Here is an 11,704-nt window from a genome sequence, read left to right as displayed (position 1 = left end):
GAGACGTTGGGCGCATTTTGCGCCCTTTTTTATGTCTGTTATGTATCTTCTTCCGTTACCGGATTGGCGGCGATCCCATGCTGAGCAAACCAGTTAAGCATCCGCTGCCAGCCATCCAACGCAGACTCCGCATGATAACTTGGGCGGTAGTCAGCATTAAATGCATGCCCTGCATCCGGATAAACAATGATTTCTGCATCGGCATTTGCTGCGCGTAACGCCTGGCGCATGGTATCGATATGTTCTTGCGTGATACTACCGTCTTTACCGCCATACAGCCCTAGTACTGGAGCGCAGAGATCGACCGCAACATCAACCGGATATTTCGGTAACAGTAATGTTTTTTCACCTACCAGTTTGCCGTACCAAGCCACCGCTGCTTTTAACTGTGGATTATGGGCGGCATACAGCCATGCAATCCGCCCACCCCAGCAAAAACCAGTAATTGCCAGTTTACTGGCGTCCCCACCATGACGGAATGCCCAATGCGCGGCATGATCAAGATCGACCATAACCTGACGGTCAGGTACTTTGTTCACCAGATTTTTCACTAACGCATTGATATCATCATATTCTTTGGCATCACCCTGACGGAAATACAACTCCGGTGCGATTGCCAGATACCCCTGTTTCGCCAGTCTGCGGCAGATATCCTGAATGTGTTCATGCACACCAAAGATTTCTTGCACGACAATGACCACCGGATACGGCCCCGCGTGTTGGGCTGGTTTGGCAATATAAGCGGGTAATTCATCCCCCTGAGAAGGGATCGTGGTTTCTCCGCACTGAATACCTTGTTGATCGGTATGGTGGGTCGTCGAGGCCAGTGGATCAACCGCAGGAGTGAAACCGCCTGCCGCCTGCTTGAGAGTTATAAGTTGATCAGTTTTCACTGTGGTCTCCTTGCGATATGAAGAAAGAATTACCGGGTTGAATGGCCAATTACCCTCTGATTTTTGCTGTTGCCGAGTTTAACTATAGGTAATCTTTGAGATTAATGAGATCAGGTTTTTCTGTAATTATTGTTTTGCTGATACACATTGTGAATTTGATAAGTCAGACTGATAGTTGATAGCGGCAAACGATGGACAGATATTGGTCTATCATCTCTGTTTACGGAGAGAGTCATTGCTACTCAGCACCGCATTTGTTTAAAAAATAGCCTTAATTGCTTTAAGTTGTGACTTGATTCACATTTAAAATGTATTCGTATAACTCATTTCTTTTATCAAAGTGACTGTCATCACGAAATAAGGTGACAATTTTGAGTAAAGTATTTATTTGCATCTCCCTACAACATCTCTCATGAAAGAGGAGTCTCACACATGGCTAAATCCGACGTTTTTCACTTGGGCCTGACTAAAAATGCTCTGCAAGGGGCGACTCTGGCTATTGTTCCGGGTGATCCACAGCGTGTTGAGAAAATCGCTAAATTGATGGATAACCCCGTACATCTGGCTTCTCATCGTGAATTTACCTCATGGCGCGCAGAATTAGATGGCAAAGCAGTGATCGTGTGCTCAACCGGTATCGGTGGCCCATCGACCTCTATTGCAGTTGAAGAATTAGCGCAGCTTGGTGTCCGGACTTTCCTGCGTATTGGTACCACGGGTGCTATTCAGCCAAATATTAATGTAGGTGATGTGTTGGTCACCACCGCAGCAGTGCGTTTAGACGGCGCGAGCCTGCATTTTGCACCAATGGAATTCCCTGCGGTAGCTGATTTTGCCTGTACAACAGCATTAGTTAATGCCGCAAAATCAGTGGGTGCGACCACTCATATTGGTATAACCGCGTCTTCCGATACCTTCTATCCGGGGCAGGAGCGTTACGACACCTTCTCTGGCCGTGTTGTCAGCCGTTTTAAAGGCTCCATGGAAGAATGGCAAGCGATGGGCGTGATGAATTATGAAATGGAATCTGCAACCTTGCTGACCATGTGTGCCAGTCAGGGCTTGCGTGCCGGTATGGTTGCAGGGGTGATTGTTAACCGCACCCAGCAAGAGATCCCGAACGAAGAAACCATGAAAGCGACTGAAAGCCATGCGGTAAAAATCGTGGTAGAAGCGGCGCGTCACTTGATCTAATTCCGGCAATTAGTGAGTCAACAAAGCATCTGTTATCGGGTCAGTTTTCTGGCCCGTTTTTTATTTCAGTGGTTTATCTGGTAAGGTCATTCCTCTTATAAGGAACAATAATAAGAGGAAAACATGACGACATCTGCTCTCTCTCATCCTTCCCTGCTGCCACTGGACGGTGGTATCAACTTTCGAGATCTTGGTGGTAACCTCGTTGCTGATGGGCGGCGTATCAAACGCGGATTATTATTCCGTTCAGGTTCCCTCGATCGTTTAAGTGCTAAAGATTGTGATTTTCTCAGCCGTAGCTCTGTTGCTCAAATTATTGATTATCGTGATGCTGATGAAGTCCAGGCCAAACCAGATATTGTGTGGCCAGGGGCCAATTATCATAATATTCCGGCCAATCCGCTTAGTAATGAAGTCAACGCCAATTTGGAAAAGCTGACTAACGAAACATTAGCGACATTTGATGCCCGCGCCTTTATGTTAGCGCTTTATCGCCGTCTACCTTTTAATAATCAGGCTTACAAGCAACTGGTTGGTTTGTTGCAAAATTGCGCCTCACCGGAGCATGGTGCTGCGGGTTTATTACAGCATTGTGCCGTTGGCAAAGATCGTACCGGTGTTGGTTCTGCGTTGGTACTGTTTGCTTTAGGTGCTGATGAGCCGACCGTATTGGAAGATTACCTGCTGACTGAAACCACCCTTGCTCCCTTCCGTGAGCATATGCTGGCTGAACTGGCACTAAAACTAGATCACCAAGCGTTAGATCAATTTGCTTTTGTACTGTCAGCCAAAGAAGAGTTTATTCAAACGGCACTGCGTAGCATTCAGGAACGTTATGGCAGCCACGAACATTGGTTGCAGCAAGAGTTCGGTCTTGGCAGTATCGAGCGTGAAAAGTTACAGTCCTATTTTTTAGAGTAATTGCTTATCTACAGGCGGCTTCTCTGATCTCTATTGTATTGAGCCGCCACTGGGTGGCTCTTTTTAACCGCTTAATGATACAAACTACCGCTTAACCAGATCACTGATATTTCTCTTTGGGGCCAGGAGTATGTTAACGCCTGACAAATTCCCTGGAGAGAATGCTCATGCAACATGCGATTACCTTTGTTATCGCTTCAGCGTGTATCCTTACAATCTGCTACCGTTTATACGGTATCTTTTTTGTTCGTAAGGTACTGCGCGTCGATGACAGTGAAGTAACACCTTCCCACACCTTTGAAGATGGCAAAGATTACGTTCCGACTAAAAAATGGGTGAACTTTGGTAGCCACTTTGCCGCAATCGCTGCGGCTGGCCCCTTGGTTGGCCCGGTGCTGGCAGCCCAATATGGTTATTTACCTGGCTTCCTGTGGTTACTAATCGGTTGTGTTATCGGCGGTGCCGTTCACGATACGGTGGTTCTGTTTGCTTCGATGAAACATCAGGGAAAATCCCTGTCTGAAGTTGCTAAAGCAGAACTTGGCCCAGTTGCAGGTTGGTGTACCGGTCTAGCAATGCTGTTTATTATCACTATTACCATGGCTGGGTTATCTATGGTTGTGGTGCATGCGCTGGAACGTAACCCTTGGGGTACTTTCGCGGTATTTATGACAATCCCTATCGCTATTTGCGTGGGCTTATGGGAGCGCATGACCGGCAGCATGAAAGGGGCTTCTTATGTTGGTATCGCCGCAATCATGGTGTGCGTATTTGTCGGCCCTCATATTGAAGGAACTTGGCTCGGTGATTGGTTAATGCTGAAAGCCAATACCGTCAGCATTATTCTGCCGATGTATGCTTTCTTTGCGACCGCACTACCTGTTTGGATGTTATTAACGCCTCGCGGTTACCTTTCTAGTTTTATGAAAATCGGGGTATTCGGTGCACTGATTGTTGGTGTTGTATTTATTAACCCTGAAATTCAATTCCCGGCATTAACAGAATTTATTCATGGTGGTGGCCCGGTTCTGGCAGGCCCAGTCTGGCCGTTTATCTCTATTACCATTGCTTGTGGTGCTATTTCTGGTTTCCATGCCTTTATTGGCTCAGGGACGACACCAAAACAGATCGACAAATGGAGTGATATCTTACCCGTTGGTTTTGGTGCCATGCTGGCCGAATGTATGGTTGGGGTTATGGCCCTGATCGCTGCAACCTCGTTGCATCCTGCCGATTACTTCGCGATTAACTCTTCCGCTGAGGCTTGGAGCATGCTCGGTATGGAAGTGGTTAACCTGCCAAAATTGAGCCAGGAAATTGGCCTGGATCTGTATGGGCGTACCGGTGGTGCTGTGACCTTGGCCGTCGGTATGACAGATATCTTCATCCGTGTGCCATGGTTCAGTAGCATGGCAGCCTACTTCTTCCAATTTGTTGTTATGTTTGAAGCCGTGTTTATCCTGACAGCAGTGGATTCCGGTACTCGTGTTGCTCGTTACCTGTTGCAAGATTTCCTGGGTGATATCTGGGCACCACTGAAGCGTACTGATTGGTTACCGGGCACATTGGCATGCAGTGTTATCGCCTGCGCGTTGTGGGGTTATCTCCTTAACTCGGGTGATATTAACTCGGTCTGGGCGTTATTCGGCGTATCAAACCAGTTAATGGCTTCTGTTGGTTTAATCATTGGTGCCACTATTATTCTCCGCTTGGCAACCAAACGTGTTTACATGCTGACCTGTGTGATCCCGCTGGCCTATCTGTTTGTTACTGTCAACTATGCGGGTTATTGGATGATCACGCATGTGTACTTCAACTCAGCAGCGAAGGGTTACAACCTGTTCAATGGCATCATCTCTATTATCATGATGACTCTGGGTGTCATTATCCTGATATCAGCACTGAAAAAATGGCGTGAGCTATGGCTCCGCAGATCTGCCGAGATGGTTGGCAATAAAGTAGTTACCGCCAACGCCTGATATCTTTGAGCCACGTTATTAACCTGTATAAACGGCCGGAATCTTCCAGCCGTTTATTTTTTGTTGAGCCAAGATGGCAGCACATTGAGTATGCTAATAGCCACTTTTATCAAAAACAGGGCAATGCGCGTGACTCTGAATGATGTCATTACTACCATTATTGATTTTGTTCGCGAACATGAAACATGGGCCATGCCTATTGTCTTTATTCTCGCGTTTGGCGAGTCGCTAGCCTTTATTTCCCTATTATTGCCAGCCACGGTTATCTTGCTCGGATTAGGGGCATTAATCGGTGAAAGTGGTATTTCTTTCTGGCCGATTTGGGCCGCAGCCGTAGCGGGTGCTTTCTTTGGTGACTGGCTATCCTATTGGGTTGGTGTCCATTACAAAGACCGTGTCGGCACCCTGTGGCCACTGTCCCGCAATCCTCAGCTACTCGTTCGTGGCCATGCTTTCTTTGAACGCTGGGGGTTCTTCGGCGCTTTTATTGGCCGCTTCTTTGGCCCGTTACGTGCAGTCGTTCCTTTGGTCGCCGGTATCTGTGCCATGCCAAAGTATTATTTCCAGTTGGCTAATATCACTTCTGCTTTAATTTGGGCATTCGGCATTCTGGCTCCTGGGGCGTTCGGTATCCAATGGTTTTCTCAGTGGATAGATTAAGCACATGCATGGTACCTCGATGGCTAACGGGTGACAGTTTTAGCCTAATCGCCTATAGCAATGCGAGTGCTTTTTGAGTTGCTTGTTATTTATGCGCACAGCTTCGCAAGATGGCATGTAACGGAAAAACACTCTGGACATCCATACAGTATCCCCTTACCTTGACTGGCAATAGGTTAATGGAGGGATAACCGTGGATATCAGTTTATTTTATGGGCTCGGCGGTTGCTTGGTGGGTGGGCTGATCGGTTGGTTAATTGCCAGCTTGTATCTGCAGCGAGCCAAAGCACAACAAGATATCGAGCGGCGGCTACTGGAGCAGGCATTGCAGCAGGCTCAACAGAATGCTGCGGAATTACGAGCGCTTCAGCAGCGTAATGAACAACAATTACGGCAAAATGAATTAGAACAGCGCAATTTGCACAGTCAGCTAGCGGCAAATGCTGAAAAACTGCAGCAGTTAGCGCATTGGCGTAACGAATGTGACCAGCTTAATCAGGAATTACGTGCGCAGCGGGAAGTCAATAGCGCCCAAGAGGCGGAACTGCGTGAGGTGACTATCCGTTTGGAAGAGACACGACTGGCTGCCGAAGAAAAGCAGCGTTTGCTATTGAATAGTGAGCAGCGTCTGACTACTCAGTTCGAGAATCTGGCTAATCGCATCTTTGAACAAACCGGTCGCCGTGCGGACGAACAGAATAAGCAAAGTCTGGATCGCTTATTGTTGCCTCTGCGGGAACAGCTAGATGGTTTCCGCCGTCAGGTTCAGGACAGTTTCGGGCAAGAAGCCCGTGAACGGCACACCTTGACGCATGAAATCCGTAGCCTGCAACAGTTGAATGCTCAAATGGCACGAGAAGCACTGAACCTGACCAAAGCCTTGAAAGGCGATAATAAAACACAGGGTAATTGGGGCGAAGTCGTGCTGGCTAAAGTGTTGGAAGCCTCCGGTCTGCGTGAAGGTCATGAGTATCAAACCCAGGTTAGCGTAAAAATTGATAGTAATAGCCGTATGCAGCCGGATGTTATTGTGCGATTACCACAGGGCAAAGATGTCGTTATTGACGCTAAGATGTCACTGGTAGCTTATGAACGCTATTTTAATAGCGAAGATGATGCAGAGCGGGAAATGGCACTGAATGAGCATCTCTCCTCTTTGCGTGGCCATATAAGAATGTTAGGTCGCAAGGATTATCAGCAACTTCCTGGTCTGCGTTCTCTCGACTATGTATTAATGTTTATTCCGGTAGAACCGGCATTTTTGGTGGCAATTGACCGCCAGCCAGAATTGATAAGTGAAGCACTACAGCACAATATTATGTTGGTTAGCCCAACAACACTGCTGGTGGCTTTACGGACTATCACCAATTTATGGCGCTATGAGCACCAAAGCCAAAATGCGCAACGTATCGCTGACAGAGCCGCTAAGCTCTATGACAAGTTGCGCTTATTTGTTGATGATATGGAATCATTAGGGCAAAGCCTCGATAAAGCGCAATTAAGTTATCGTCAGGCAATGAACAAACTGTCGCAAGGCCGTGGTAACCTGATTGGGCAAGTAGAAGGTTTTCGTACTTTGGGGGTTGAGGTAAAACGGCCTATTAGCCCATTACTGGCAGAAAAGGCCAGTGCGGAGCATCAACCAGAGGGCGATTTAGCGCTACCCGATGATGTAGAATCCGGTGATCCTGCATCGCTGAAGTATCCGGGTTAGTTGCACGTTCCTCTTCTGTATGATGTTGAGAATACTGTTATTACGCAGTGACCTTAGTACTAGGTGAGGTGGGGCTTTCATCGGAGTTCTGGTACACTTCCTCGAAAAATTGACTGAAAAGCAGGCATAGAAAATGGTAGATCAGGAGAAGGAAACCACTCATTTTGGTTTTCGCACCGTAGCCAAAGAACAGAAAGAAGGCATGGTGGCAGAAGTTTTTCATTCTGTAGCCGCCAAATACGATCTAATGAATGACCTGATGTCGTTCGGTGTTCACCGTATTTGGAAGCGTTTCACCATCGACTGTAGTGGTGTTCGTCGCGGTCAACGGGTATTGGATCTCGCGGGCGGTACCGGAGATTTAACGGCTAAGTTTTCTCGCCTTGTAGGTGAGCAGGGCGAAGTGGTTCTGGCTGATATCAATGAATCTATGTTGCGTATGGGCCGTGAAAAGCTACGTGATAAAGGCATTATAGGTAATGTCAGTTATGTGCAGGCCAATGCCGAGGCTCTACCTTTCCCTGATAATTACTTTGATTGTATTACCATTTCATTTGGTTTGCGGAATGTAACCGAAAAAGAAAAAGCCCTACGTTCTATGTTTCGGGTATTAAAGCCCGGAGGCCGCTTATTGGTTCTCGAGTTTTCCAAACCACTTTTTACGCCTTTGAGTAAAGCCTATGATGCTTACTCCTTCCATATTTTGCCTAAAATCGGTGAACTTGTGGCTCAGGACTCTGACAGTTACCGGTATTTAGCGGAGTCTATTCGGATGCACCCCGATCAAGAAACACTTAAAAGCATGATGATAGATGCTGGTTTTGAAAACGTAACCTATTCCAATTTAACCGGTGGCATTGTTGCGTTACATCGGGGTTTCAAGTTTTAACAGGAATATGGCTATGCCGCTAAACACACTGATATTGAAATCCTTTTCACAGAAGCCAACATTGTTGTCATCGCTAATTACTGCCGCTATAGAAACATCATTAAATAGTGTGCTATTTCGCGATAACAGCATGAAAGCTGCGCGTCTACGTCTGGTGGGGAAAGTCCTGCGTATCGAGCTGCGCGAGATGAGTTTTCCTTTGCTGCTAGTATTCAGCGAACGGCAGATCGATGTGTTAAGTCAATGGGATGGTGATGCGAATTGCATAGTGAAAACGGAAGTTGCTGTGCTGGCAAAACTGCGTGATCGCCAGCAACTTTCATCTTTGATGCGCAGTGGTGAGTTGATCGTTGAAGGCGATATTCAAGTCATTCAGCAACTTGTTGCACTTTTGGATCTTGCTGAATGGGACCCTACTGAATGGCTTGCACCTTACATTGGTGATATCGCAGCGGAAACTATTGGGCAAGCCGTGCATAAAAGTAGCCGTTTTCTCAGTAAACAATTGCAACAACAGCAACACTATCTGGCTGAAGCAATAACTGAAGAGTGGAAAATGGCCCCGGCACCGTTGGAAGTGGTGTGGTTTAACGAAGAAGTTGATGCCACTGACCGTGCAACTGAGGCTTTGAGTATCAGATTGGCAACCATGGAGACAAAACAATGACGCCAGGAGAACTTCGGCGGCTGTATCTGATTATTCGGGTTTTCCTAAGCTACGGGCTGGATGAATTAATCCCGAATATCCGTTTGACGCTACCGCTACGTATTGGCCGTCATCTATTTTTCTGGTTGCCAAACCGTCATAAAAATAAGCCATTGGGTGAGCGTTTGCGCCTTGCCTTGCAGACGTTAGGACCCGTCTGGATCAAATTTGGTCAGATGATGTCTACTCGTCGTGATCTCTTCCCACCGACAATTGCCGATCAACTTGCCATGTTGCAGGACCGGGTGGCCCCATTTGATGGCGCACTTGCACGAAAGTACATTGAAATAGCGATGGGCGGCCCATTAGAAACGTGGTTTGACGATTTTGATCAACAAGCTCTGGCCTCCGCTTCAATTGCTCAGGTACATACGGCGCGTTTAAAAGAAAACGGCAAGGAAGTGGTACTCAAAGTTATTCGGCCTGATATCTTGCCAATTATCAAAGCAGACGTACGCTTGATGTATCGTCTGGCGCGCTGGGTACCCAAGCTTTTACCTGATGGCCGTAGATTGCGCCCACGTGAAGTGGTGCGTGAATACGAAAAAACACTGCTTGATGAGCTGAACCTGCTGCGTGAAGCGGCTAATGCTATTCAATTACGGCGTAATTTTGAAGATAGCCCAATGCTCTATATTCCCGAGGTGTATTCGGATTATTGCCGGGAAAGTGTTTTGGTTATGGAGCGAATTTACGGCATACCGGTATCTGATATTGCAGCGTTAGAAGATCAAGGCACCAATATGAAGCTGCTGGCCGAGCGCGGAGTTCAAGTTTTCTTCACTCAGGTTTTTCGCGACAGTTTCTTCCACGCAGATATGCATCCTGGGAATATCTTTGTTAGTTATGAGCATCCCAATGACCCACTTTACATCGGCATTGACTGCGGTATTGTTGGCTCATTAAACAAAGCTGACAAGCGCTATCTTGCTGAAAATTTTATAGCTTTCTTTAACCGAGATTACCGGCGTGTTGCTGAGTTACATGTCGATTCCGGTTGGGTTCCTCGTGATACCAATGTTGAAGATTTTGAATTTGCTATCCGTACCGTTTGTGAGCCTATTTTTGAAAAACCTCTGGCTGAGATATCATTCGGGCATGTGTTGTTGAATCTTTTTAACACTGCACGCCGCTTTAATATGGAAGTACAGCCACAACTGGTATTACTACAGAAAACCTTGTTATATGTCGAAGGCTTGGGGCGTCAGTTATACCCTCAGCTTGATCTCTGGACGACAGCCAAACCATTCCTTGAAAGCTGGTTACGGGATCAAGTCGGCCTGCCAGCGGTGATCCGTGCCTTAAAAGAGAAAGCGCCTTTCTGGGCAGAAAAGTTTCCGGAGCTGCCCGAACTGGTTTACGACAGCTTACAACAGCACAAATTATTACAGCAAAGTGTTGATAAGCTCAGTATGCAGATGCAAGGCCAGCAGCAACTTCAGGGTCAATCACGGTATTTGTTCGGTGTTGGCGCTACACTATTAATCAGTGGCACTATTTTATTCTTGGCTGATGCGGTAGAGATCTCTACGGGGTTCATTGTCGCTGGTGTATTGGCTTGGCTTATTGGTTGGCGGCGAACCAGTTAGTTTTTTTATTTTTTAGAGCCGGAGTTGATGGGCTATTGTATGGTTTGTTGGTTATGTAAAAGTGATTCAAAAGATCATTTATTTAGTCAAAAAGTCATTTATTTGTTCAAAAAGCTAGGCGCGAGTTCAAAATACGGTAAGTTAGATAGGTATCCATAGAGACTGTATGACGTATAATGCGGCCCTCTGTGGAATAACCCCTGTAATATAGAGGTGAATGTAATGGGTGGTATAAGTATTTGGCAGTTGTTAATCATTGCCGTGATCGTTGTTCTGCTGTTTGGCACTAACAAACTGCGGACTCTAGGGTCAGATCTCGGTGCATCAATCAAAGGCTTTAAAAAAGCGATTGGTGATGACACACAAACCCCGCGAACTGATACTGATAAAACCAGCAACGATGCTGATTTTGCAAAAACACTTACTGAAAAGCAGCAGCCGGTAGTTAAAGCTGAAGAATCTAAGAGCCACGACAAAGAGCAGGGATAAGCTGTGTTCGACATTGGGTTTAGTGAGCTGCTGTTAGTACTCGTGATCGGCCTGGTCGTTCTTGGGCCGGAAAGGCTACCAGTTGCTGTTAGAACGGTAGCTGGTTGGATCCGTACATTGCGTTCGCTTGCGGCAACGGTACAAAGCGAGTTGGCGCAAGAGCTTAAGATACAAGAGTTGCAAGACAGCCTGAAAAAAGCAGAACAGGCTGGCTTGCAGAACCTGACTCCAGAGCTGAAAGCTTCGATGGATGAACTCAAAGAGGCGGCGGAAGAGCTGAAACGCTCTTATCATTCCGACATTAGCTCGCAAGCTCCGCATACTATCCATAATCCGTTGGTGACTGAGCCGGAAGCTATTCATGATGGTGTTACGCCTGCTGAGTCAGTAACTCAAGTGTCGGCATCGCCGCAAGTTCCAGAGGTTAATCAATCGGAAACGCTGGCAACGGTTAATCCAGTTGTTGAAACGGTACCTGCCAGCGCGGAGAAACCCGTAGTTCAGGTTGAGGCATTGGCTACTAAGTCTATTTCTTCTGTAGACGGGGGACTTGTGCCTGTTACGAACGCACCCGAACCCAAAGTACAAACGGCCACAATTGACACCCATAGCACCGACTCACTCAGTGCTGACAAACCTAGAATTAACCAACCTGGCGGCGATCGGTAAA

Annotated in this window: 11 protein-coding genes; 10 read left to right on the top strand and 1 reads right to left on the bottom strand. The window is 46.9% G+C overall.

The genetic code is table 11. The features are described from left to right. Window positions 1-38: 38 nt before the first annotated feature. The gene (locus AEP37_RS03595) at window positions 39-893 is read right to left on the bottom strand and encodes a dienelactone hydrolase family protein (RefSeq protein ID WP_049610012.1); all 855 of its coding nucleotides are present in this window, start codon (window positions 891-893) and stop codon (window positions 39-41) included. Window positions 894-1,325: 432 nt separating this feature from the next. Here AEP37_RS03595 and udp point away from each other — a divergent pair, with 432 nt between their 5' ends. The 10 genes from udp (at window position 1,326) to tatB (ending at window position 11,703) form a co-directional block, all read left to right on the top strand. Continuing rightward, window positions 1,326-2,087 carry a uridine phosphorylase gene (udp, locus tag AEP37_RS03590; RefSeq protein WP_049610009.1) on the top strand — a complete coding sequence of 254 codons (762 nt, stop codon included), beginning with the start codon at window positions 1,326-1,328 and terminating at the stop codon, window positions 2,085-2,087. Window positions 2,088-2,210: 123 nt separating this feature from the next. Continuing rightward, window positions 2,211-3,008, top strand: a complete 798-nt coding sequence (locus AEP37_RS03585) for a tyrosine-protein phosphatase (RefSeq protein ID WP_049610006.1) — start codon at window positions 2,211-2,213, stop codon at window positions 3,006-3,008. 167 nt (window positions 3,009-3,175) lie between these two features. After that, window positions 3,176-4,987 (top strand): carbon starvation CstA family protein, encoded by a 1,812-nt coding sequence (locus tag AEP37_RS03580; protein ID WP_049610003.1) that lies wholly within the window; start codon window positions 3,176-3,178, stop codon window positions 4,985-4,987. Window positions 4,988-5,116: 129 nt separating this feature from the next. Continuing rightward, window positions 5,117-5,647 (top strand): DedA family protein, encoded by a 531-nt coding sequence (locus AEP37_RS03575; RefSeq protein ID WP_049610334.1) that lies wholly within the window; start codon window positions 5,117-5,119, stop codon window positions 5,645-5,647. 193 nt (window positions 5,648-5,840) lie between these two features. Continuing rightward, window positions 5,841-7,361 carry a DNA recombination protein RmuC gene (rmuC, locus tag AEP37_RS03570; RefSeq protein ID WP_049609998.1) on the top strand — a complete coding sequence of 507 codons (1,521 nt, stop codon included), beginning with the start codon at window positions 5,841-5,843 and terminating at the stop codon, window positions 7,359-7,361. A gap of 133 nt (window positions 7,362-7,494) precedes the next feature. After that, window positions 7,495-8,250, top strand: coding sequence for a bifunctional demethylmenaquinone methyltransferase/2-methoxy-6-polyprenyl-1,4-benzoquinol methylase UbiE (gene ubiE / locus AEP37_RS03565; RefSeq protein WP_049609993.1), 756 nt, complete (start codon window positions 7,495-7,497; stop codon window positions 8,248-8,250). Between the two features lie 13 nt (window positions 8,251-8,263). Continuing rightward, the gene (gene ubiJ, locus AEP37_RS03560) at window positions 8,264-8,917 is read left to right on the top strand and encodes a ubiquinone biosynthesis protein UbiJ (protein WP_049609990.1); all 654 of its coding nucleotides are present in this window, start codon (window positions 8,264-8,266) and stop codon (window positions 8,915-8,917) included. Beyond that, complete coding sequence (gene ubiB / locus AEP37_RS03555; RefSeq protein ID WP_049609986.1) at window positions 8,914-10,545, top strand: ubiquinone biosynthesis regulatory protein kinase UbiB; 1,632 nt, start codon at window positions 8,914-8,916, stop codon at window positions 10,543-10,545. The genes ubiJ and ubiB overlap by 4 nt, the downstream gene beginning before the upstream one ends. A gap of 222 nt (window positions 10,546-10,767) precedes the next feature. Beyond that, the gene (gene tatA, locus AEP37_RS03550) at window positions 10,768-11,034 is read left to right on the top strand and encodes a Sec-independent protein translocase subunit TatA (protein WP_049609983.1); all 267 of its coding nucleotides are present in this window, start codon (window positions 10,768-10,770) and stop codon (window positions 11,032-11,034) included. A gap of 3 nt (window positions 11,035-11,037) precedes the next feature. After that, complete coding sequence (gene tatB, locus AEP37_RS03545; protein ID WP_049609980.1) at window positions 11,038-11,703, top strand: Sec-independent protein translocase protein TatB; 666 nt, start codon at window positions 11,038-11,040, stop codon at window positions 11,701-11,703. Window position 11,704 lies beyond the last annotated feature (1 nt).

This window comes from Yersinia pekkanenii (assembly GCF_001152565.1).
Taxonomy (GTDB): domain Bacteria; phylum Pseudomonadota; class Gammaproteobacteria; order Enterobacterales; family Enterobacteriaceae; genus Yersinia; species Yersinia pekkanenii.
The sequence above is the reverse complement of the archived record's forward strand: the minus strand, read 5'-3'. Positions and strand labels throughout refer to the sequence as shown.

Excerpts from the sequence above, each read along its gene's own strand:
- udp (WP_049610009.1), top strand. The coding sequence starts at position 1,326 with ATGGCTAAATCCGACGTTTTTCACTTGGGCCTGACTAAAAATGCTCTG.
- ubiE (WP_049609993.1), top strand. The coding sequence starts at position 7,495 with ATGGTAGATCAGGAGAAGGAAACCACTCATTTTGGTTTTCGCACCGTA.
- tatA (WP_049609983.1), top strand. The coding sequence starts at position 10,768 with ATGGGTGGTATAAGTATTTGGCAGTTGTTAATCATTGCCGTGATCGTT.
- ubiJ (WP_049609990.1), top strand. The coding sequence starts at position 8,264 with ATGCCGCTAAACACACTGATATTGAAATCCTTTTCACAGAAGCCAACA.
- AEP37_RS03580 (WP_049610003.1), top strand. The coding sequence starts at position 3,176 with ATGCAACATGCGATTACCTTTGTTATCGCTTCAGCGTGTATCCTTACA.
- ubiB (WP_049609986.1), top strand. The coding sequence starts at position 8,914 with ATGACGCCAGGAGAACTTCGGCGGCTGTATCTGATTATTCGGGTTTTC.
- AEP37_RS03585 (WP_049610006.1), top strand. The coding sequence starts at position 2,211 with ATGACGACATCTGCTCTCTCTCATCCTTCCCTGCTGCCACTGGACGGT.